We start from the raw sequence: 22,140 nt of genomic DNA on the forward strand, positions 1-22,140 counted from the left end.
ATTGTAAATAGTAAAAATCGAGATATAGTCATGAGCAAGAAGTTCGCCGAGTATTCACAGTTCGACCTTTCACAGGTAAACAAGGACGTATTGAAAAAATGGGACGAAAACCAGGTTTTCGCCAAGAGTATGACAGAACGTGAAGGCTGCCCTTCGTTTGTTTTCTACGAAGGTCCTCCATCAGCTAATGGTATGCCGGGCATTCACCACGTGATGGCTCGCTCTATAAAAGATATTTTCTGCCGCTACAAAACGATGAAAGGCTATCAGGTAAAGCGTAAAGCCGGATGGGATACACACGGACTGCCTGTAGAGTTAGGTGTGGAAAAAGCAATGGGTATCACCAAAGAGGATATCGGCAAAAAGATTTCTGTAGCGGAATACAATGCTGCCTGCCGCAAGGACGTGATGAAATTCACGAAAGAGTGGGAGGACCTTACTCACCAAATGGGATATTGGGTGGATATGAAACACCCGTATATCACATACGATAATCGCTACATCGAAACATTGTGGTGGCTACTGAAACAAATGCATAAGAAAGGATTCCTATATAAAGGATATACTATCCAACCTTATTCTCCGGCTGCCGGAACAGGCTTGAGTTCGCACGAGCTGAACCAACCTGGTTGCTATCGCGATGTAAAAGATACGACCGTCGTGGCACAATTCAAAATGAAAAACCCGAAGCCGGAAATGACCGAATGGGGAACTCCATACTTCCTCGCGTGGACTACCACTCCATGGACTTTACCATCAAACACAGCATTGTGTGTAGGTCCGAAAATCGATTATGTAGCCGTACAATCTTACAACGCCTATACAGGGCAACCCATCACGGTAGTATTGGCAAAGGCGTTACTGAATACCCATTTCAATCCCAAAGCTGCTGATCTGAAACTGGAAGATTATAAGCAGGGAGACAAACTGGTTCCATTCAAAGTGATTGCCGAATACAAAGGACCCGACCTCGTAGGAATGGAATATGAACAACTTATCCCATGGGTGAATCCGGGTGAAGGTGCATTCCGTGTCATCTCGGGTGATTACGTAACGACTGAAGACGGTACAGGTATCGTACATATCGCCCCGACATTCGGTGCAGACGATGCTCAAGTAGCCAAAGCTGCCGGAGTTCCTCCCTTGCAGTTGATCAATAAGAAAGGTGAACTCCGTCCGATGGTGGACCTTACCGGTAAATTCTATACTTTAGACGAACTGGATGAAACATTTGTAAAAGAGCGTGTTAACGTAGAATTATACAAAGAATATGCAGGACGCTTCGTGAAGAACGCATACGATCCGAATCTGACTGATCAGGACGAAACTCTGGATATAAGTATCTGCATGATGATGAAAGCCAATAATCTGGCATTTAAGATTGAGAAGCATGTACACAATTATCCGCATTGCTGGCGTACAGACAAACCGGTACTTTACTATCCGTTGGATAGCTGGTTTATTCGTTCTACCGCTTGCAAAGAGCGTATGATAGAACTGAACAAAACGATCAACTGGAAACCCGAATCAACCGGTATCGGACGTTTTGGCAAATGGCTGGAGAATCTGAATGACTGGAATTTGAGTCGTTCCCGTTATTGGGGGACTCCACTTCCGATCTGGCGTACAGAAGACAACAGTGATGAAATATGTATCGAATCTGTTGAAGAATTATATAATGAAATAGAAAAGTCGGTAGCTGCCGGATTCATGAAATCGAACCCTTATAAAGACAAAGGATTCATACCTGGGCTTTATACAGATGAAAATTACGATAAGATCGACCTGCACCGTCCTTATGTAGACGACATCATCCTCGTGTCAAAAGACGGAAAGCCGATGAAACGCGAGACGGACCTTATCGATGTATGGTTTGATTCCGGTGCAATGCCGTATGCACAAATTCATTATCCGTTCGAAAACAAAGAATTGCTGGACAGCCATCAGGTATATCCTGCCGATTTCATTGCGGAAGGAGTGGATCAGACACGCGGGTGGTTCTTCACTCTGCACGCCATTGCGACAATGGTATTCGACAGTGTATCTTATAAGGCTGTTATTTCCAACGGTCTGGTATTGGATAAGAACGGTAATAAAATGTCCAAACGTTTGGGCAATGCCGTCGATCCGTTCTCTACGATCGAGAAATACGGTTCCGACCCATTGCGTTGGTATATGATTACGAATTCTTCTCCATGGGATAATCTGAAGTTCGATATGGATGGCATTGAAGAGGTGCGCCGTAAGTTCTTCGGTACATTGTATAACACGTATTCATTCTTTGCATTGTATGCCAATGTAGACGGATTCGAATATAAAGAAGCAGACGTTCCGATGGAGTCACGTCCGGAAATCGACCGTTGGATTCTTTCGGTATTGAATACGCTGATCAAAGAAGTGGATACTTGCTACAACGAATATGAGCCAACAAAAGCAGGACGCCTGATTTCCGACTTTGTAAACGACAATTTGTCTAACTGGTATGTCCGCCTGAACCGCAAACGTTTCTGGGGCGGCGAGTTTACGCAAGATAAGCTGTCGGCTTATCAGACATTATATACCTGTCTGGAAACCGTCGCCAAACTGATGGCGCCTATCGCACCGTTCTATGCCGACCGTTTGTATGGCGATCTGATCTCTGCAACCGGGCGCGACACGGTTGTTTCCATTCATCTTGCCAAATTCCCCGAATACAAAGAGGAAATGATAGACAAGGCGTTGGAAGCCCGTATGCAAATGGCACAAGACGTAACTTCCATGGTATTGGCACTACGTCGGAAAGTGAATATCAAAGTACGCCAACCGTTACAATGTATCATGATTCCGGTAGTAGATGAAGAACAAAAAGCTCACATAGAAGCCGTGAAAGCATTGATCATGAACGAAGTAAACGTAAAAGATGTCAAATTCGTAGACGGTGCTGCCGGTGTACTGATAAAGAAAGTGAAATGTGACTTCAAAAAACTCGGCCCTAAGTTTGGAAAACAGATGAAAGCCGTAGCAGCAGCCGTAGCGGAAATGTCACAGGAAGCCATCGCCGAACTGGAAAAGAACGGCAAATATACGCTGAATCTGGATGGAGCGGAAGCCATCATCGAAGCGTCGGATGTAGAAATCTTCAGTGAAGACATTCCGGGATGGTTGGTTGCCAATGAAGGAAAACTGACTGTTGCCTTGGAAGTTACCGTAACCGAAGAACTTCGTCGTGAGGGCATTGCCCGTGAATTGGTGAACCGTATACAGAATATTCGTAAGTCAAACGGTTTTGAGATAACCGATAAGATAAGAATAACAATATCTAAAAATCTGCAAACGGATGATGCAGTAAACGAATATAAAGACTATATTTGTAACCAAGTTTTGGGAACATCCCTTGATTTGGCAGACGAAGTAAAAGAGGGTACGGAGTTGAATTTCGACGACTTCTCTTTGCTTGTCAATGTAGTGAAAGAATAACTCTAATACTAATAACTTTAAAAAAACAAGATTATGGCAGAAAAGACAAGATATTCAGATGCGGAACTTGAAGAATTCCGTGCCATTATTATGGAGAAACTGGAGTTGGCGCAACGTGACTATGACCAGTTGAAAATGAGTCTTATGGGCCTTGATGGAAACGATACAGACGATACATCGCCCACATATAAAGTATTGGAAGAAGGAGCCAATACATTATCAAAAGAAGAAACAACTCGTTTGGCACAACGTCAGTTGAAGTTTATCCAAGGTTTACAGGCAGCACTTGTCCGTATTGAAAACAAAACCTATGGCATTTGCCGTGAAACGGGTAAACTAATTCCGGCAGAACGTCTCCGCGCTGTGCCTCATGCTACACTGAGCATTGAAGCTAAAAACAGTGGAAAGAAATAATTAGCAACGAGTCAGGAGCTACAAGCTACAAGTCGCCGTATATAATAAAACGATAGGGTACTTGTAGCTTGTGACTTATAACCCGTTACTTATATAACTTGTACTCAACAAAAATGAAAAAACTACTTACGAAAGGACAGATAGCCCTGCTCGTCATCTTTTCAGTGCTGATTATAGATCAGATTATCAAAATCTGGATTAAAACCCACATGTATTGGCACGAAAGCATCCGCATCACCGATTGGTTTTATATCTATTTCACTGAAAACAATGGCATGGCATTCGGTATGGAAATCTTCGGGAAACTATTCCTCACCACCTTCCGTATTGTTGCAGTCGCTTTAATTGGCTGGTATCTTTATAAAATAGTAAAAAGGGGATTCAAAACCGGTTATATCATTTGTGTTTCATTAATTCTGACCGGAGCATTAGGGAACATTATCGACAGTGTATTCTATGGGGTAATCTTTAATGAAAGCACCCATTCGCAAATTGCCGGCTTTATGCCCGAAGGAGGAGGATATTCCACTTGGTTTTATGGTAAAGTGGTAGACATGTTCTATTTCCCGATAATCGACACCACCTGGCCCACTTGGATGCCGTTTGTAGGTGGGGAGCACTTCATATTCTTCAGCCCTATATTCAACTTTGCCGATGCCGCCATCAGTTGTGGTATCATTGCGCTGCTTCTTTTTTATAGCAAATATCTGAACGAGTCTTACCACTCACACGGAAAAAAAGACGAAGACAGAAAATGAAAAAAGACTTCCGGTTTCAATGGTGTATCCTATGCTTGCTGATAATATTTGCAACAGGTTGTAAGGTGAAAAGACCCAGTGAGGTTCTTCCGGAATCAACAATGGAAAATCTGTTGTATGATTATCACATTGCCAAAGCAATGGGAGACAACTTGCCATATAATGAAAATTACAAGAAAGTGCTGTATACGGATGCCGTATTCAATAAATACGGTACGACTAAAGCAGTTTTCGATTCATCAATGGTATGGTATACACGTAATATGGAAGTTTTAGCTAAAGTATATGAGAAAGTAAGCAAAAGACTGAAAACACAGCAAAACGCAATAAACCAGTTGATTGCCATACGTGATAAAAAACCGATGACATCTGCTCCCGGAGACAGTATCGACGTATGGGCATGGCAGCGTATGAAACGACTGACGGGGATGCCTACAGACGACAAACTGACCTTTGTATTGCCTTCGGACAGTAATTTCAAAGAACGTGACACATTGATATGGAAAGTGCGTTATCAGTTCCTTGAAAATGGACCGGACACGACTTTAGCCGCTTTGATGGCCATGCAAATCCTATTTGAAAACGACAGTATTATCAGTGGAACTCAAAAAGTAGTAAATTCCGGTATACAAAGTATCTGTTTACAATCGGATACCTTAGGAGCTATCAAAGAGGTGAAGGGGTTCATATATTACCCAAGAGAAAAAACACCTCAGACTTTAGTACTCGATCAAATAACATTGATGCGCTATCACTCTAACGATACCCTGAAAGCATTGAATGATTCATTGCAAAACAGCGATACTCCTAAACTGGATACCACCAAAGAGGAAAAAGAAAAAGCTCCCGAAGAGAACACAGATGCAGTAAAGACAAATTTGCAACATCCACAGAGACTTAGTCCGGAGGAAATGAATCGCCGTCGTAGTAATCAGCAACGGGAGGAGGTAAAACCGGAGCAGCTTAAAGTAGAAAAGAAGCATATACAGACAGAAAAGTTAGAATTAAAGCAGGATCGGCAAATGAACCAACGCCGCCGCTTGCAGAAGCAAGTACAACAATGAAACGTTTCGCTTCCCATTATTTATATGTACCGGATACCGGATTTCTGAAACAACACGTAATAGAGGTGGAAGAAGAATATGTCGTAAATTTCTTCCCCCTCACAGAAGAAATAGAATCAGTAGAGTGGATGCCCGGTGTTATAGAATTAGTTCCGGAAAAAGGAAAACTTCGTGCCTATCTTCTATACCCTTTCAATTTCCAAACGATGCAGCCTGTCGCCGGAACTCAGCGCAAACGATTGCCGTAGCAATCGCTACATTAAGTGACTCGGAGGTTTCACGCTCTTGCGGATAGTTAGGAATGTACAATTTCCGGTTAATCAATGTTTCTATTTCTTTGCTGATTCCATTTCCCTCGTTTCCCATTACAATCAGTCCATTACGGGATAATTGCTGTTCATACATGTTTTCTCCATCCAGAAAAGTACCATAAACAGGAAGATCAGCAAGTGAACGAATCAGATCGGGCAGGGGAGTATAAGACACTTTAACACGGGCTATCCCGCCCATAGTAGCCTGTACGGTCTTAGGATTGTATACATCCACCGTATTGGGCGAACAGAATATATGCTCTATCCCAAACCAATCGGCCAAACGGATAATTGTTCCTAAGTTACCCGGATCTTGAACATCGTCCAAAGCAAGACAAAGGGAATTTTGAAAAACAGTTCTATCTATAGAGTATTCGGGCTGTCCAAATATGGCAAGTACTTGCTGCGGCGTTTTCAAAAGGCTGGCACGCGATAAATCGTCCTGGCTGACCTCTACCACCTCGTTTGCCACAACCGACGGATGCTCTCGCAGCCAGGAAGAGGTAGCTGCCAAAAAACGACAAGAGAAGCAACCTAACAAATCACCGACCAGCTTAGGACCCTCGGCTAAGAAAACTTTCTCTTCCTTGCGAATCTTTTTCTGTTCCAATGAACGGATATACTTGATCTTATTTTTGCTTAATGATAACATATGCATTCCTTATTTACGGCAAAGCTATAAAGATATTCGCAATATTCCTCTTACTCTTACTTCTTTTTCTATAACTATTTTCTTATGATTAACAATATTTATAACGATAAATATATACTATCTATTTAAACTTCGTAGATTTGTTTAAAAATAGTAGATTGATTATCAACAATAAATACAAAAATAATGGAAAGACTTACACAACAGGAAGAAGAAGTAATGCTTTACTTTTGGAAGTTAGGCCCCAGTTTCATCAGAGATGTATTAAATCAGATGCCCACACCTAAACCACCATATACCAGTGTGGCTTCGGTAGTACGTAATCTGGAGAAGAAAGAATATCTGTCTCCTTTCAAACTCGGTAATTCGATCCAGTATCACCCCGTTATTAAAGAAAGTGATTACAAAAGATACTTCCTGAGCGGAGTGGTCAGCAATTACTTCACAGGTTCATACAAGGAAATGGTTTCATTCTTCGTACGGGACCGTAAAATCAGTAAAAAAGAACTGGAAGATCTTATTGACATAATCGAAGATGAAGAATCCTAAATAAAGCCAGCAATATGACACTTTTCATTTTATACTTTATCAAAGTAAATGTGGCATTAGCCGTATTATACCTCTTTTATAAACTGCTGTTTAGTAAAGATACATTTTTTGGTTTACGCAGGCTGATGCTGATATTGATTTACATCACCGCATTCACTTATCCATTGCTCAATTTTTCCAACTGGATAATAACGGATAGTGGCAGTGTCACGGGACAAGTCGTAAGTACTTTATATAAAAAGGTATTGCCGGAAATAACGGTCTTCAGCAATGTAGTAACCGAACCTACCGTCTATTCGTGGACTATGATGCTTCTTGCGGGTATTTACCTAACGGGAGTAATATTCTTATTGACACGCACATTGATGGAAATCTGGAAAACCAGCATCACACTTCATCGCAGTAAGAAAACGGAAATAGACGGTATTCGCGTATGTCTGGCGGATGCAAAACAAGAACCTTATTCTTTCTTCAAATGGATTTACATCCATCCGGACAGGCACAATGTGAAAGAGATAAAAGAAATATTGGTACATGAACAGACACATGTGCGTGAACTCCACTCGGCAGATATCTTATTGGCACAGATTGCCATTATCATTTGCTGGATCAATCCGTTCACCTGGCTTATCCGAAGCGAAATGCGCATCAATCACGAATATCTGGCAGACAGAAAGGTGATAGCAAACGGATATGACAAGAAGACTTATCAATATCATCTTTTGGGACTGGAACATACTCAACTGGCTGCAGCAAATTTATATAATAACTTTAGTGTATTACCCTTAAAGAACCGAATTAAAATGTTAAACAGAAAAAGAACCCGTAACATCATGAAAAGCAAGTACCTGATGTTTATCCCCGTAGCCGCTTTATTAGTTTTATTCAGTAACTGTACGAATACTGCCGAGGAAGCAACGAAGGAAGAAGAAAAAGTGGATGTGAAATTTGTACCGACAGAAGTGAAATCGGATACAATCGACACTCAAGATGAAGTTTTGGATATGGTAGAAGTAATGCCGGAGTTTCCAGGAGGAGTTAAGGCATTGATGAGCTATCTGGCAAAAAACATCGAATACCCGAAAGAAGCAGAAAATGCAGGTATGCAAGGACGTGTTGTCGTACAATTCGTTGTTAATACAGACGGCAGCATCGAAGATGCCAAAGTAGTCCGTGCAGTCGATCCTTTATTGGACCAGGAAGCCATACGTGTAATCAACACAATGCCGAAATGGAAACCGGGAATGCAGGACGGCAAGACAGTACGTGTGAAGTATACCGTACCCATCATGTTCCGCCTGAAATAAGCGGCAGACAGAGATAAAACATTGAAATTACCAATAGTTCGCCCTTGTGAGGTTGTAAACAACTCCGCAAGGGCGAATTAGCATTTATTATTTCCCCATACAGAAAAATTCGTTTATATTTGTAGACTATTTGAGGCAACTATATAAAACCCTATGAGGAGAGGATATCTTTACACGTTACTGTCTTTTGCTATCTTGGTGCTGCTGGCTTCGTGTTCCGCTACAAAATTTGTACCGGAAGGTTCCTATCTGCTGGACGAAGTAAAGATATCCACTGATAACAAAGAAGTAAAACCCTCCGGCCTGCGAATGTACGTAAGGCAGAATCCCAATGCCAAATGGTTCAGCCTGATCAAAATGCAGTTGTATGTATATGATCTTTCCGGTCGCGATTCAAGTAAATGGTACAATAAATTTCTCCGGAAAATAGGCGATGCTCCTGTTATTTATAATGAAAATGAAGCAAGGCGTTCAGAAGAAGAGATAACCCAAGCTGTCCAGAATTTAGGCTATATGGGAGCTTCCGTAAAGCGAGTGACCAAAACAAAGAAAAAGAAACTAAAGCTTTACTATGAAGTGACCACCGGAAAACCGTATACTGTCCGTTCACTCAACTACGACATTCAAGATGCAAAGGTCGGCGAATACATGCGGAAAGACTCTGCCAATACTTTACTGAAGGAAGGCATGTTGTTTGATGTGAATATATTGGATGCGGAAAGACAACGGATTACAGACAACCTGCTGAGAAACGGATATTACAAGTTCAACAAGGATTACATTTCATATACGGCGGATACGGTACGTAATACTTATCTTGTAGACCTTACCTTGCATTTGCAACCCTACACGACACATGCGGATGACACTCCGAAACCACACAATCAATATCACATCAATAAAATAAACTTCATTACGGATTATGATGTACTTCAATCTTCCGCATTGAGTAGTATCGAGATCAATGACTCGATACATTATAATAATTACCCGATCTATTATAAAGACAAACTTTACTTACGCCCTAAAATACTGGCTGACAATCTGCAATTCTTTTCCGGGGATTTATTTAACGAACGTAACGTGCAACGTACGTATTCTAATTTCGGCCGCCTGCCGGCACTCAAGTATACCAATATCCGTTTTTTTGAAACAATGGCGGGAGACAGCACAATGCTGAATTGCTATGTGATGCTTACCAAGAGCAAACACAAGTCGATATCCTTTGAGCTGGAAGGCACCAACTCGGCGGGTGACTTGGGAGCAGCCGCTTCGGTATCTTTCCAACACCGGAATCTGTTTCATGGCTCGGAAACATTCATGATGAAATTCCGTGGTGCATACGAAGCCATCACCGGTCTGCAAGGAGATTATCGTAACAATAATTATACGGAATACGGAGTAGAGACCAGTATTAATTTCCCCAGTTTCTTATTTCCTTTTCTGAATTCTGACTTCAAGCGTAAGATAAAGGCAACGACTGAATTCGGTTTACAATACAGTTATCAGTTGCGTCCGGAATTCTCACGCACCGTTGCATCTGCTTCCTGGAGCTATAAATGGACACAGCGCCAACGGGCACAGCACCGCATCGACCTGATAGACATCGGATATCTTTACCTGCCTTGGATCTCGAATAAATTCCGTGAAGACTATATCAACAAAGGACAAAATCATATTTTTGAGTACAATTATAAGAATCGTCTCATCGCCCGTATGGGATATAGTTATAATTTCAATAGCGCGGGAAATTCATTGGTCAACAATACTATCAGCTCCAATTCATATTCTATCCGTGCCAATATAGAATCGGCAGGAAATATTTTATACGCTTTTTCGAAAGCAACCGGTATACGGAAGAATGATGATAATGAATATGCCATTTTGGGCATTCCATATGCACAATATCTGAAGGGAGATTTTGATTTTGCGAAGAATATCCGGATAGACCATCGTAATTCATTGGCATTTCATGCAGGATTCGGTATAGCTGTTCCGTATGGCAATGCAAAAACGATTCCTTTTGAGAAGCAATATTTCTCGGGAGGTGCCAACAGCGTTCGCGGATGGTCTGTACGCGATTTAGGGCCCGGTTCATTCCCCGGAGATGGAAACTTCCTGAATCAATCGGGAGATATCAAGCTGGATGCCAGTATTGAATACCGGAGTAAACTGTTCTGGAAGTTTCAAGGAGCAGTCTTTGTAGATGCCGGTAATATCTGGACCATTCGCGACTATGCCAACCAGCCCGGAGGTGTCTTTAAGTTTAATGAGTTCTACAAGCAGATTGCCGTAGCCTACGGAATAGGCCTGCGTCTGGATCTTGATTTCTTTGTATTACGTTTCGACGGAGGTATGAAAGCAATCAATCCGGCGTATGAAACCCAAAAGGACCATTGGCCCATCATTCATCCCAAATTCAGTCGGGACTTTGCATTCCATTTCGCAGTGGGTTATCCATTTTAACCAGCCACCGTTCACTTTCCTTTATCAAATGGAGAGTATCCTGCTTTTCCGGTACAATAACAGATGCACCGTTAAAGAAATTGATGCTCAAGCTGTTTTTTACGGAGCAGACAACAGTGGCATCCCCTTTTTCTTCATTCACCTGTGTATCGACAACACTAACTGCAACCGGCCCTCTCGCCTTTACTTTATCAACGTGTTGTTGTGTGGTATTGGTGGCAATAAAACTGATATACGGAAAGGAAGCGGCAGTCGCCATATCTTTAGCAGCCATATAATCGAGATCATAGACGGCTTCGCAGAATGAAACAGCGTTTACGGTAGCTTCATGGGGTGGAGGGGTATCTTGACAAGCAGTCAAACTTATAAGAACAGAAAGGTAAAAGAGACGTATTTTTTTCATAATCCATAATAAATAAAAAAGATGAAACATACTTGTATAAAAGGATGTTTCATCTTTGGATGTTTCTTTATGACATAGATTAACGAGCAGCAAACAGCAGGCCGTTCATTGTCATCTGACGTGCAGCAAGGGTACCTTGAGCATCCAGAGTAACAGTCATCGTTTCACCGTTAGGCAAATACATCTGAGCCGTACCATCGTTGTTCATCTTCAGGATTTCAGTACTTTCACCGTCAGCCACTACATTCCAAGTATTCGCTTCCTTGTTGTAGATCAAGTCCATAGTAGCCTTTTCACCTTCTTTTGTGATTGAATAACCGTTCTCAAGAGTTTCTACCAGATAATTACCGTTTTCTCCTTTTACTTTCTTAACATCTCCCACATTGGCCATCGGATTAGAACCGCTCCAGAATTCAATAGAGTTAATCACTAACGCATCTGCCAGATAAGCGACACCATACACCGGTATGATATTCATTGCCAGGAATACAAGTTCATTAACGAACTTATTTCCAACTGACTGGTTCCAAGAAGAAACGCGGTTGAACAAACCAAATGAACCTACACATGAACTAAACAAAATGGTACCGCTAAGAGCAAAAGCAGCAACCAGTGTAAATCTGTTTTTCTTCATAATTTTGTTTTTTTAGTTGGTATTTTGTAAAACGTGTAAGATTTATGTAAGCCATAAACCTCCCTTTATAGAATGCAAATATATACTTTTTAATTAATAGAAGCAAAAGACTGTTGTTTTTCTATTTTAGAGACTATTTAAATTTTCCTATAGAAAGCATTTATGAGTTTATTTGGAGCAAAATTAAAGCAGGCTTAGCTTTTCCTTCGTTTGCCCAGTTCTTTTCCTAATAAATAATCAACGGAGAACTTACCGGGACCGGAAATATACATCAGTATAAATACCACCAGATAGATAAGTGCCAACTCTTTTGTGGCAAAAGCATCGTTACCGTGAATAACAAAGAAAGCCATCCCCATTGTAAAAATCATCGGCAGCATCGCCAAACGATAGAGCAACCCCACGATAAAGGCCATAGAACATACCAGTTCTCCAAAAATGGCCAGCCCCAGAGACAAAGGACTTCCTACTCCCAACGGATCGGGAAAAGCAGCGGATAATTCCTGAAAATTACTCCATTTCTGTATACCATGATTCATTAAAAGCAGACCGAAAAAGACACGTAATATCAATAAAAACAGGGAAGCTCCCGTGCTATTGGGATTGGAAGGAAATAAGAATTTATAAATCATAAAGTTTCATTTATTAGTTTGTAATTTATATATATAAACAACGGCCGGTCTCACATTGTTTCAAATTCAGTGGAATAATATGACACAAAAATAAAGATACAAAGTATTTTATTCGTTTTCATCCTCTTTTTCTTTCTTTACCGGCTTTATTATCAGTCTTAAAGACGGATCGTAAGTGAAATAGCTCCACATCCAATCGGTAAAGATGAAAAGTTTATTCTTAACCCCGACAATACTCATCAGATGGATAAAAAGCCAGACCGCCCAAGCAAGGAATCCCCCGAAACGGATATTCTTTAACTCGACAATAGCATTGTTGCGGCCTACGGTAGCCATCGATCCTTTATTATGATAGACAAACGGTTTTAGAGGAAGCCCTTTTTCTATATTATTCAGATTGCGTACTAACAACCTTGCCTGCTGAATGGCCGGCTGTACCACTTGGGGATGCCCACGCGGATAATCCTCGGAAATCATCAAGGCCGTATCGCCAATAGCAAATATATGATCGCTTCCGGATACCTTGTTGAAAGTATCTACCTTCAAACGATTTCCCGGTCCGTAAGCATCTGCGGGCAGTCCTTCCAGACTATTGGCTTTTACACCTGCCACCCAGTAGATATTTGCCGAAGGCAATACCGTACCGTCTCCCAATGTCAGCAAATCATTTTCGTAATCCACTACTTTGGAATTGACTTTTACCTCGACACCTTTCTTTTGCAAATAATCCCGTACCTCTTCAGAAGACTTCTCCGAAAAGGCAGAAAGCAGGCGAGAACCGGCATCGATAAGTACAATCCGCATCTTCTTCATATCCAAATCGGGATAATCCTGCGGAAGAATGAACTTTCTCATTTCCGCCAATGCCCCCGAAAGTTCGATACCGGTAGCACCACCACCCACGATAATGAATGTCATCAGCTTCTCCCGTTCTTTCGGGTCGGTGGTATTCTGTGCTTTTTCAAAACTCTCCAACACTTGATTACGATTGTACAACGCTTCGGCCGTTGTTTTAAGCGACATAGTTTTCTCAGCCATCTTGTTGTTACCGAAATAATTTGTATAACACCCGGTAGCAATCACCAGATAATCATAATCGATTGCACCGATGGAAGTCTCCAAGAGCTTCTGTTCCGGAATAACCCGACGGGCTTCACAAATACGGATGTGAAAATATTTACGCTTTTTAAAGATTTTGCGAAATGGAAAAGAAATGGCACTCGGCTCAATACCGGCTGTGGCAACCTGATAAAGAAGAGGCTGAAAGAGATGATAATTGTTTTTGTCCAGCAATACAACTTGAAATTGGTCATTCTTCAACTTACGTGCCAGCTTCAAACCTCCAAAACCACCGCCTACAATGACTACTCTCTTCTTTTTCCCTCTGTCGGGAATATCTATTTTATTCATCATGACATTATTATATTAATCTGATAGTATATTAACATCAGAATGAAAAGAAATGTTTTTATAAGTAACATTTTCGGAGCATATTTTTGTCAAGAGCAGTTTTATGCATTATTAACCGTAAAGAAGCTGTTTCGGCAGATTTCTTCGGCAGCAAGATAACAAAGTATGTAAACGGAAATATCAAATAATGAAACGGAACATAAGATACCGGGATAAATACATTACATAGCCGGGGAAAGTTCGCTATGAACCGTTGTTAAGCGACATAAGCACCGTGCTCAGAAGGCCTTATGAATGCTCCTAAATAAGAAAAGGAGAAAGTTGTCCGCTTCCTCCTTTTAGTGCAATTTAATCTGAATCTACTTTATGATTACAGTGGCAAAAGTACGTTTTTTCCACTTGATATCCAAACAGACGGGCATGATTATTTATCCTTTATTCCGTCTGTTCGTCCTCTACCACATATTCTATCTCGTGTGCCTCTGTCAGTAAAGGAATTTCAAGTTTGCCAAGCATCATATCCAAGGCAGCTTCCGGTAACGGATATTCTCTCTCCCGGTTCTGTTTTCTCCAGACCGAATAAGGCTTCTCGATATATACCACCTTAATCCGAGCACCATATTCTGCAAAGAGATTAATGAGCTGGAAACGCATCATGACGGTGATATTCGTTGCATTCCAAATAAATCCCTGACCTTTTCGCAGATAGGCGCGAGCCTGTTTCTTCGCTTCCTGCACCACCCATCCGTTGGCCGATTTATCCGTAGGACTCAGCTTATTCTTCCGTCGGATGTCATCCAGACTGATAACAGGTAAATTCGTTCCAGACGTTTCGATATAATGGTCTTTTCCCATTCCGGGCAGGCCGGACAACAGGATAACGTCGCATTTAAACTTCTCATATGGGATGTAGTCGATATAGCTTTCTGCCGTATGGAAATAACGGAAACGGGCATGGTCGGTAGTAAACTCCCTGCTTTTCTTCCAACATCCCTGCTCACGGCAAAAGAGTTCAAAAAGATCCAATGACTCCAACAATTCCTCCCTATCTTGACAGATACGACCTCTTATATCCGCTTCGGCAAGCATCCGAAGCTGCGAAGTATCCAGCCTGAAAGCAACTTCGGCAATCTTGCGCACAGGATCGGTCTTTTCCATCAACCAAAGAGGAAGCCCGTGAAACCTGACAAGCGAAGCTATTTTTTCACGAATCGCAAAAGGTGTCGGGAGATCCCTATACAACAAAGTACGGACCGTATATTCCCCCTTACGTGCATGTCCTCTTGCAGTAATACGGCCATCGCTTTCGACCACTGTAGCCGACCGCTTTTCCACATCATGCAACAAAGCAGCCGTCCACAATATCTCTTTGTCCTGCCCGCCAAGGTCGGAATAGGCCGGCAACTGCTGTAATTCTTCTATCACTTTCCAAGTATGAACGGCCACGTTTCCTTCGGCGTGATATAACTTATCCTGCGGCACCTCATTCATATTCCGTGCCCAATCAAATTGCTGTTCGATCGAATCACGGCTTTTATTATCTGTAAATTTCCAGATCATTTTCCTTATTCTTTATTATCATTAAATTCCCAGAAAAGCTGGGCACGCTTCCAGTGGCGTGTCCAATGCTCATCTGTCTTCACATGTCCCTTACGGACATACTTAAATACATTATGGGCAAATTCACCCACCGGATATTCACCTATATTTCGGGTGACTATCCCTTCGCGGGTGCAATCTTCCCCTGTAAGAGGATCTTTTGTTCCAAAGACTCCCGGTTGCCGGGCAAGTGCAAGCACTTGTTGCCGGAGCTGCTCTTGAGAAAGTTCTTCGACTGTCTGAAACTGCAATTCGGGTACAGTCGGAAGATCGAATGCCGCTGCATAGAATTTCACCTCTTCCCACGACAGCCATTTGTCAAGACAACGCACGGCAAAAACATAGAAATAAGATTCCAACCGCTTATATTCGATGGAATGCACGGCATAAAGGTTCTCACCGAACAGTTCCAGATTTCCCAGATCATATTTCATCAGTTCCCAACGTTCACGAAGCTGCCGTGTCCACGGTGAAGTGGTAGGAGCGGCATGTGAGCGGGCAAATACCCCGGCACTGTTCAGACAATTATTCTCACCATCGAGCTTTTCGGTGTGTACCAGGGTTCCAATCTTCCGGATATCTTCCCAATAATTAGAGTTGATGCGGTCGTCACTGGTAGTTCCCGGTGAAAATGGGAAATGATAAGTGCGGCCATATTTTTCTGATAACATTATACTTTTCAATTAATTAAACATTCTTTTTGATCCTTCAAAAGCCAATCGGGCTGAATTCAAAATAAACTTATTCCTTATTCATCCTTACGATACGAGGAAGGAAGCGCCCTTGTATCTCTACCAGATCACTTTGAGCCCGCATTACCCTCTCGATATCTTTATACGCTAAAGGCATCTCTTCCACGCTGCCACCGATAAGAGTGACACCTGCTTGTGTCAGGTATTTTTTTAAAGCAGATTGCGTGAAAGTGTTTTGAGCCTGCTGCCGGGACATGGCCCGCCCTGCACCATGCGAAGCGGAACAAAGAGATTCGGAGACTCCTTTGCCACAAACCAGATAGCCGGGCGTAGCCATACTACCGGGAATCAGTCCCGGTTGGCCTTTACCTGCAGGTGTTGCCCCCTTTCGATGAACAATTGCAAATTGTCCGGGAGTAATTTCTTCTCTCCAAGCGAAATTATGATGGTTACTCACATTCGAAAGCGGAGTCAGCCCCAATGCCTTTGCAAGATTGATGTGAATCCTTTCATGGCAAGCCTGTGCATAATCTCCTGCAAGGTTCATACTCATCCAATACGCTTGTCCCTCTTCCGAACGGAGATCAAGCCAAGCAAAATGCTGTGCTTCGCGAGGAAGTTTACAGGATTCGCGGGCCAGAAAACTATAATGCTGTGCAATCGCGGCTCCCAAACCACGTGAACCGGAATGAGATAATAAAGCGACATAATTTCCGGCAGGCAACTGCAATGCGTTCTTTTCCTGCAACTCCAGTTCACCGAAGTTAACAAAATGATTTCCCTGCCCCGATGTTCCCAGTTGGCGCACAGCTTTACCATGCAACTTTTGCAGTAGAGGGGTCAGACGAAACTCTTCCCGATCCAATACTTCGTGTTCCTGTATGAATTCCAACCCTCCATCCATACCGAAATGTGTGTATTCTTTCAACGCTATCTTAGCCTGATGTGCATACCGCCTGAGAAAATCCGGTTTCGCATCGAAAACCGTCAGACTCATCCGGCAGCCAATATCCATTCCGACAGCATAAGGTATAACTGCATTATCCACAGCCAACACACCGCCGATAGGCAATCCATAACCGGCATGTGCATCGGGCATCAACGCACCCGTCAATGTTACCGGCAAACGCATTGCCAATTCCATCTGTTGCTTGGCAGTGGTTTCTATAAATTTATTGCCGTAAATCTTATAGCCCAACGGCAGCTCTTTCAATTCATAAACTTGAAAATTTCTTTCTGTAATGGTAGGAGAGAGGCGTTCTGCCAATTTTCCCCACACATCACTATTCTTATAGTTCTCAGGATTATCAAGTACATCCGCCAACTGCGCCAGAATCTCTTCTTTACTTTCGTGCTTGCAATATTTGCTTACAACAGTAACAGCCAAACTACGCGCCACATTATCGGTATATCCTAATTTACTCAAATCTTTTAAACGTATTCCCATGTTCTTTTTTCCATAGTACACCCGACCTGTACAAGAGACCAAATTCAATCTCCCGCAATAAACAGGCGGCTACATACTCGTTGTCAATGCATAAAAGAGCAGAAGTAATCAACCTTCTTGTCAGATACGACAATCCTCTTTCACTGCACTGAAGTGATTAAAATAAAATAATTAATGATGATAGGACTAATCAATCTTACCCCCGACAGCAGTATCACGAGAGGGGATAGGATCATTCAAGATAATAAAATTGCTAAGGCTCTTCCTCCCGATGAGCCATCTTAGTCCCGATTTTGATGTGTTATTTCTCCAACATAATGAATACCCTTTCCAATTGTTTTTAAAGGGTGAATACTAAATTTATCGCTGCAAATGTAATTCCTTTTTTAGTTCCGACAAAGCATAAAGAACATTATTTTAAAAATTACGTCTACAGTATTTGCTATTTTAAAATAAAACCTTACCTTTGCACCCGAAATAAAAAGCAGGCACTCTTAGCTCAGTTGGTAGAGCAACTGACTCTTAATCAGTGGGTCCAGGGTTCGAATCCCTGAGGGTGTACAAAAGGAATGACTTCGGTTATTCCTTTTTTTATGCTTTAAAACCATCATCGATTTGAATCAAAACTTCCCTATCCAATATGTAAATTAAGAAGTATACCGAAATGCAAAGAAATTACCGTTTTAAGTATAAATTAACCGATCCGTATAAGAAAAATAGTTTTAAGAAGTAAAATTAAAAATATAAATATTACTTTCGTTCATTCAATAAATCTTTAAAACCAACTAAACATGAAAAAATTAATTTACCTGTCTGCTTCCGCAGCACTTTTACTATCAATTATCACTTCGTGCAAGCAAGTTCCAACCACTCAAACCATCAACGGAATCGTATATGATGCAAGTATGAATAATATAACAGTCATTTCCAATCAAGGAGATACGATAAATATCAGCACAATGGACACCAATCCCCAAAAAGTTCCCGGAGTTCTGCTAAATGATTCAGTAAAAGTAACTTGCAGTACTGAAAACATAGACGGGGTTCAGGTTTTGAAGGCTGCGGAACTGACAGTTACTGCCCATTCGCCTTATTATTATATTCAGGGAACCTGGCTCGAACCCAATCCGATAAATGCCCAAGAGATGCAAGGATTCACTCTTAATCCAAACGGGACAGCCCAATCGGTAAATATGGCAACCTTACTTATAAAAAATTGGAACTTGGATAATAAAACGTTGACTTTACAATACGAAAGTATCGGTAACAAACAAACAATAATGGGAACAGATACTCTGAGCATCACTAAGATCGATGCTGATTCACTCATTTTATCCAAGAATACAAATGTAATATGGCGATTGGCAAGGAAAAAATAATTCTCATTAGTATATATCTTCCTTAAACGATCTGATAAAAAACAGATTAAGATACGATACAGTATCCTACATTCCGCAATATGTTACAAACTCTCCGGCTTCCAAGAGAGAAGCCGGAGGCAATATGCAATAATCCCCCCCCCTGATTTTTTACCTGACAATCACAATTTTCTTACTCTTGATTGCAAAAGCCGTTTCAACCGTACAGATATAGCAAATTGATTCTTTAAAAAGAGAGATAATAAATTCATTCTTTCCCGTCTTTGTCTTTTGTACCGATAGAGCCTTCACCAAATTACCACTTATATCATACAGCCGTACTGTTACCGGGACCGGAGTATCCAATAAGACCCCAATCTTGAGTTTATCTCCCGAAAGAGTCCAGGAAAAGTCCAGATTATCAGATTTCTCAGGCAATATATCCATCCCCGTTATTGGCTCCCTTAAGTCCACATCTCCCAATTGATAAACCTCTGCGGCAGCCAGCAGATAACAACCGATGCCAAAATCCTCAAAATCGGCCGCACGGTCAAACAACACCGGTTGCCCGTCTTCCGGTTTCGCTCCCGCACCCTGCACATAACCTAAAAAGCCATCGTCATGAACGGCTACTTTACACATCGCATTCCAACCACGAATCACACACGGCAGATATCTCTCCCGGTCCAATATTCCGGCATGGATACCATAAGCCATGCCCGCCACAAACAAGGCAGTACCCGAAGTTTCCGGTCCGGGGGACCGCGTATCGCCCGTATTCAAGGGAGCAACCAGACTAACTCCCCAAAAACCATCCTCACGCTGACAAGCCAGCAGAGCATCGGACATCAGAACGAAATCATCCATATATTGCTGACGGTGTACTACCGTATCGGGAGAATAATACAGCACACGCGCAAGAGCCATATATACCCAACCATTTCCTCGCGACCAATAGCACGGCTTATCTGCCTCTTTTAAATCCATGTACGGAGGGTCATAGTTATAATCGCGATACCAAAGCCCGTCTTCAGTATTAAAAAGCGGAAGTCCGCCATTCTTTTTACTGCCGCCATGCTGGTTACGGGTAAACATATACATTTCGTACATGCGCCGGAAATACCGTTCATCTTTTTCAATTGTCCCCAGTTGGGCAAAAATAGGCATAGCCATCTGTACGGCATCCACCCAATACCAGTCATCAACCACATTCGTGGCAAGCATATCATCGATAAGTTTTTTAATATGGGTTTTTCTCACAGTCTGCGCCGGATTGAGCATATACATATCCAGATACGCCTGTCCGCAACATTGGAAATCAGCATGCCGTTCTTGCTTCTTTTCCGATGCTTTCCATCCGTGATGGTTCCCCCAATCTTCAGTATATTTGAGCCAACGCTCATCCTGATGTTGGCGATAGAGAGACATCAACCCCTCATAATAGACACCACGAGTCCATATCTTACTGGTACGTTCTTTGTTGCCCACATAGGATTTGGCACCTACATCGGGATATGTACGCATAAAGTAATCATTCACCAACGTCGCATAACGTAAAGTTTCGGATTGCGTAAGAACAAGAGAATCCCTTGTTTGCCATGCACAGATCACACAAGGGCTGAAAATAAACAACAGAGATGAAAATAACAGATGCAAGGTTTTCATATTTGTATCAGATTCCGTTTTCTATTTGTCTGGAACGATGCAAAAATAAGCTCTTGGCCGCCCTGCGTTACTATTACTTTTGGCGGAAGTACTCCTATTATTGATAAAAACTGATATAATACCGAATACATTTCCTACTTCCTCGATAATCCTTACAGTTGATAAGCCTCTTTTTATACCATTCTGTTTTTCGTATTGGCACGTATCCTGCTCAAGTGCTCCGATGAAATACCAAGATAAGATGCGATATGACGCAACTGCACACGCTGTAAAATCTCCGGTTTTTCTTTCAGAAGTTGCAAATAGCGTTCGGTTGCAGACATAGAAAGGTTAGAAATCAGGCGATGTTCGGTTCCTACAAATTCTTTTTCAATCAACTGTCGCGCCCAATTACATACTTCGATATCCTGCCGGTACAATTGCTGTAATTGCCCAAGATCCATTTTATACAAAACGGCATCCTCTAAAAGTTCTATCGTCTCATAGCCTTTCTCTCCATTCACATATCCTTGCGCAGAAATTATAATGTCATTTTCCATCCCAAACCAAATGCTGACATCTTTACCGTCCACTTCAATATAAGCCCTGGCAATTCCTTGCTTTATCAGATATACATCGCGCTCTATTTTATCCCTATTGATCAGAACATATCCCTTGGGATAAGAAATCTCATTCCAGATCAACTTCAACTTAGTCATGACACCTTGCAAGGGAGCATGTTCTAAAGAACGAAAAAGCGGTGTAGTGCCCATAACTTGTCTTTATTTCTCCGACAAATATAACCGATTTTATTCACTAAAACACTTAATTGATAATTATCAACTGCTTTTTCTGACGAAGCATCTACCTTTACCAAAAATTTTAAATAAACGGATTATGGCATGGTTGTTATTAATTGGGGCTGGAATATTGGAGATAGGATGGCCTCTGGGATTTAAACTGGCAAGTACTTATGAGAAATATTTCTATCTGTTCATCACTGTTTCCATCATTTCTATGGGAACAAGCGGATTTCTTCTCTACCTCGCACAAAAAACAATTCCAATCGGTACGGCATACGTCATCTGGACGGGTATTGGAGCAGTAGGAACCGTTCTTATCGGTATCTTTTTCTTTCATGATTCGGCTAACATATTCAGATTGCTGTTCGTTCTGTTGATTCTGATAGGAGTGGTAGGCTTGAAAGTGGTACACTAAACGAATCTATTTACGATTAGACGATTTACAATTTACGATTGGAATTGCCTTTTACCAAATTTCAAGGGCCCCCATTTTGTCCCTTATGTTCTGGGTCAACGTAAAAATCTGAGGGGTAAATTTAAA

The 22,140-nt window shown here is 41.8% G+C and carries 20 protein-coding genes and 1 tRNA gene; 11 read left to right on the forward strand and 10 right to left on the reverse strand.

Annotated elements, in window-relative coordinates:
• The first annotated feature begins 30 nt into the window (after nt 1-30).
• The 5 genes from ileS (at nt 31) to QVP90_RS07670 (ending at nt 5,940) form a co-directional block, all read left to right on the forward strand.
• Nucleotides 31-3,456, forward strand: a complete 3,426-nt coding sequence (gene ileS, locus QVP90_RS07650) for an isoleucine--tRNA ligase (RefSeq protein ID WP_021936085.1) — start codon at nt 31-33, stop codon at nt 3,454-3,456.
• A gap of 33 nt (nt 3,457-3,489) precedes the next feature.
• Nucleotides 3,490-3,870: a TraR/DksA family transcriptional regulator gene (locus QVP90_RS07655; protein WP_005931903.1), complete on the forward strand. Its 381-nt coding sequence runs from the start codon at nt 3,490-3,492 to the stop codon at nt 3,868-3,870.
• A gap of 113 nt (nt 3,871-3,983) precedes the next feature.
• Nucleotides 3,984-4,628 carry a lipoprotein signal peptidase gene (locus tag QVP90_RS07660; RefSeq protein WP_021936086.1) on the forward strand — a complete coding sequence of 215 codons (645 nt, stop codon included), beginning with the start codon at nt 3,984-3,986 and terminating at the stop codon, nt 4,626-4,628.
• The gene (locus tag QVP90_RS07665; protein WP_021936087.1) at nt 4,625-5,692 is read left to right on the forward strand and encodes a DUF4296 domain-containing protein; all 1,068 of its coding nucleotides are present in this window, start codon (nt 4,625-4,627) and stop codon (nt 5,690-5,692) included. Before QVP90_RS07660 ends, QVP90_RS07665 begins: the two co-directional genes overlap by 4 nt.
• Entirely contained in the window at nt 5,689-5,940 is a 252-nt protein-coding gene (locus QVP90_RS07670; RefSeq protein ID WP_021936088.1) for a hypothetical protein, read from the forward strand. Before QVP90_RS07665 ends, QVP90_RS07670 begins: the two co-directional genes overlap by 4 nt.
• On the opposite strand, the gene QVP90_RS07675 is transcribed toward QVP90_RS07670, so the two are convergent.
• Entirely contained in the window at nt 5,885-6,655 is a 771-nt protein-coding gene (locus QVP90_RS07675) for a TrmH family RNA methyltransferase (protein WP_021936089.1), read from the reverse strand. The genes QVP90_RS07670 and QVP90_RS07675 overlap by 56 nt on opposite strands.
• Nucleotides 6,656-6,841: 186 nt before the next feature.
• Here QVP90_RS07675 and QVP90_RS07680 point away from each other — a divergent pair, with 186 nt between their 5' ends.
• The 3 genes from QVP90_RS07680 to tamL all read left to right on the forward strand — a co-directional run bounded on the left by QVP90_RS07680 (nt 6,842) and on the right by tamL (nt 10,977).
• A complete protein-coding gene (locus tag QVP90_RS07680) occupies nt 6,842-7,204 on the forward strand; it encodes a BlaI/MecI/CopY family transcriptional regulator (protein ID WP_005931886.1) in 363 nt (120 codons plus the stop codon).
• Nucleotides 7,205-7,218: 14 nt separating this feature from the next.
• Nucleotides 7,219-8,511, forward strand: coding sequence for a M56 family metallopeptidase (locus QVP90_RS07685; protein ID WP_021936090.1), 1,293 nt, complete (start codon nt 7,219-7,221; stop codon nt 8,509-8,511).
• A gap of 153 nt (nt 8,512-8,664) precedes the next feature.
• Complete coding sequence (gene tamL / locus QVP90_RS07690; protein ID WP_021936091.1) at nt 8,665-10,977, forward strand: translocation and assembly module lipoprotein TamL; 2,313 nt, start codon at nt 8,665-8,667, stop codon at nt 10,975-10,977.
• On the opposite strand, the gene QVP90_RS07695 is transcribed toward tamL, so the two are convergent.
• The 7 genes from QVP90_RS07695 to QVP90_RS07725 form a co-directional block, all read right to left on the reverse strand.
• Nucleotides 10,931-11,380 (reverse strand): hypothetical protein, encoded by a 450-nt coding sequence (locus tag QVP90_RS07695; RefSeq protein WP_007480989.1) that lies wholly within the window; start codon nt 11,378-11,380, stop codon nt 10,931-10,933. The genes tamL and QVP90_RS07695 overlap by 47 nt on opposite strands.
• Nucleotides 11,381-11,459: 79 nt before the next feature.
• Nucleotides 11,460-12,014 (reverse strand): DUF3332 domain-containing protein, encoded by a 555-nt coding sequence (locus QVP90_RS07700; RefSeq protein ID WP_005931878.1) that lies wholly within the window; start codon nt 12,012-12,014, stop codon nt 11,460-11,462.
• Nucleotides 12,015-12,208: 194 nt separating this feature from the next.
• Nucleotides 12,209-12,646 (reverse strand): DoxX family protein, encoded by a 438-nt coding sequence (locus QVP90_RS07705; RefSeq protein WP_007480991.1) that lies wholly within the window; start codon nt 12,644-12,646, stop codon nt 12,209-12,211.
• Nucleotides 12,647-12,754: 108 nt separating this feature from the next.
• On the reverse strand, nt 12,755-14,059 hold the full coding sequence (locus tag QVP90_RS07710; RefSeq protein ID WP_021936092.1) for an NAD(P)/FAD-dependent oxidoreductase: 1,305 nt from the start codon (nt 14,057-14,059) through the stop codon (nt 12,755-12,757).
• Nucleotides 14,060-14,491: 432 nt separating this feature from the next.
• Nucleotides 14,492-15,616, reverse strand: a complete 1,125-nt coding sequence (locus QVP90_RS07715; RefSeq protein ID WP_007480995.1) for an AAA family ATPase — start codon at nt 15,614-15,616, stop codon at nt 14,492-14,494.
• Nucleotides 15,617-15,621: 5 nt separating this feature from the next.
• The gene (locus tag QVP90_RS07720) at nt 15,622-16,326 is read right to left on the reverse strand and encodes an RNA ligase family protein (RefSeq protein WP_021936093.1); all 705 of its coding nucleotides are present in this window, start codon (nt 16,324-16,326) and stop codon (nt 15,622-15,624) included.
• A gap of 70 nt (nt 16,327-16,396) precedes the next feature.
• Complete coding sequence (locus tag QVP90_RS07725) at nt 16,397-17,794, reverse strand: RtcB family protein (RefSeq protein WP_005931867.1); 1,398 nt, start codon at nt 17,792-17,794, stop codon at nt 16,397-16,399.
• Between the two features lie 488 nt (nt 17,795-18,282).
• Here QVP90_RS07725 and QVP90_RS07730 point away from each other — a divergent pair.
• Together QVP90_RS07730 and QVP90_RS07735 are read left to right on the forward strand one after the other, a co-directional pair.
• Nucleotides 18,283-18,355 (forward strand) — tRNA-Lys (locus QVP90_RS07730).
• Between the two features lie 230 nt (nt 18,356-18,585).
• Nucleotides 18,586-19,173, forward strand: coding sequence for a lipocalin family protein (locus tag QVP90_RS07735; protein WP_005931861.1), 588 nt, complete (start codon nt 18,586-18,588; stop codon nt 19,171-19,173).
• A gap of 150 nt (nt 19,174-19,323) precedes the next feature.
• On the opposite strand, the gene QVP90_RS07740 is transcribed toward QVP90_RS07735, so the two are convergent.
• Together QVP90_RS07740 and QVP90_RS07745 are read right to left on the reverse strand one after the other, a co-directional pair.
• Nucleotides 19,324-20,817: a glycoside hydrolase family 88 protein gene (locus QVP90_RS07740; protein ID WP_021936094.1), complete on the reverse strand. Its 1,494-nt coding sequence runs from the start codon at nt 20,815-20,817 to the stop codon at nt 19,324-19,326.
• 173 nt (nt 20,818-20,990) lie between these two features.
• A complete protein-coding gene (locus QVP90_RS07745; RefSeq protein ID WP_007481003.1) occupies nt 20,991-21,569 on the reverse strand; it encodes a Crp/Fnr family transcriptional regulator in 579 nt (192 codons plus the stop codon).
• Nucleotides 21,570-21,693: 124 nt separating this feature from the next.
• Here QVP90_RS07745 and QVP90_RS07750 point away from each other — a divergent pair, with 124 nt between their 5' ends.
• The gene (locus QVP90_RS07750) at nt 21,694-22,014 is read left to right on the forward strand and encodes a DMT family transporter (protein WP_007481005.1); all 321 of its coding nucleotides are present in this window, start codon (nt 21,694-21,696) and stop codon (nt 22,012-22,014) included.
• Nucleotides 22,015-22,140 lie beyond the last annotated feature (126 nt).

It is taken from the genome of Bacteroides sp. CAG:189, from assembly GCF_000432295.1.
GTDB classification, from domain to species: Bacteria; Bacteroidota; Bacteroidia; order Bacteroidales; family Bacteroidaceae; genus Bacteroides; species Bacteroides salyersiae.

Excerpts from the sequence above, each read along its gene's own strand:
- QVP90_RS07720 (WP_021936093.1), bottom strand. The coding sequence starts at position 16,326 with ATGTTATCAGAAAAATATGGCCGCACTTATCATTTCCCATTTTCACCG.
- QVP90_RS07680 (WP_005931886.1), top strand. The coding sequence starts at position 6,842 with ATGGAAAGACTTACACAACAGGAAGAAGAAGTAATGCTTTACTTTTGG.
- QVP90_RS07725 (WP_005931867.1), bottom strand. The coding sequence starts at position 17,794 with ATGGGAATACGTTTAAAAGATTTGAGTAAATTAGGATATACCGATAAT.
- QVP90_RS07660 (WP_021936086.1), top strand. The coding sequence starts at position 3,984 with ATGAAAAAACTACTTACGAAAGGACAGATAGCCCTGCTCGTCATCTTT.
- QVP90_RS07735 (WP_005931861.1), top strand. The coding sequence starts at position 18,586 with ATGAAAAAATTAATTTACCTGTCTGCTTCCGCAGCACTTTTACTATCA.
- QVP90_RS07750 (WP_007481005.1), top strand. The coding sequence starts at position 21,694 with ATGGCATGGTTGTTATTAATTGGGGCTGGAATATTGGAGATAGGATGG.
- QVP90_RS07715 (WP_007480995.1), bottom strand. The coding sequence starts at position 15,616 with ATGATCTGGAAATTTACAGATAATAAAAGCCGTGATTCGATCGAACAG.
- QVP90_RS07695 (WP_007480989.1), bottom strand. The coding sequence starts at position 11,380 with ATGAAAAAAATACGTCTCTTTTACCTTTCTGTTCTTATAAGTTTGACT.
- tamL (WP_021936091.1), top strand. The coding sequence starts at position 8,665 with ATGAGGAGAGGATATCTTTACACGTTACTGTCTTTTGCTATCTTGGTG.
- QVP90_RS07700 (WP_005931878.1), bottom strand. The coding sequence starts at position 12,014 with ATGAAGAAAAACAGATTTACACTGGTTGCTGCTTTTGCTCTTAGCGGT.
- QVP90_RS07670 (WP_021936088.1), top strand. The coding sequence starts at position 5,689 with ATGAAACGTTTCGCTTCCCATTATTTATATGTACCGGATACCGGATTT.
- QVP90_RS07745 (WP_007481003.1), bottom strand. The coding sequence starts at position 21,569 with ATGGGCACTACACCGCTTTTTCGTTCTTTAGAACATGCTCCCTTGCAA.
- QVP90_RS07705 (WP_007480991.1), bottom strand. The coding sequence starts at position 12,646 with ATGATTTATAAATTCTTATTTCCTTCCAATCCCAATAGCACGGGAGCT.
- QVP90_RS07685 (WP_021936090.1), top strand. The coding sequence starts at position 7,219 with ATGACACTTTTCATTTTATACTTTATCAAAGTAAATGTGGCATTAGCC.
- QVP90_RS07710 (WP_021936092.1), bottom strand. The coding sequence starts at position 14,059 with ATGATGAATAAAATAGATATTCCCGACAGAGGGAAAAAGAAGAGAGTA.
- QVP90_RS07655 (WP_005931903.1), top strand. The coding sequence starts at position 3,490 with ATGGCAGAAAAGACAAGATATTCAGATGCGGAACTTGAAGAATTCCGT.
- QVP90_RS07665 (WP_021936087.1), top strand. The coding sequence starts at position 4,625 with ATGAAAAAAGACTTCCGGTTTCAATGGTGTATCCTATGCTTGCTGATA.
- QVP90_RS07740 (WP_021936094.1), bottom strand. The coding sequence starts at position 20,817 with ATGAAAACCTTGCATCTGTTATTTTCATCTCTGTTGTTTATTTTCAGC.
- QVP90_RS07675 (WP_021936089.1), bottom strand. The coding sequence starts at position 6,655 with ATGTTATCATTAAGCAAAAATAAGATCAAGTATATCCGTTCATTGGAA.
- ileS (WP_021936085.1), top strand. The coding sequence starts at position 31 with ATGAGCAAGAAGTTCGCCGAGTATTCACAGTTCGACCTTTCACAGGTA.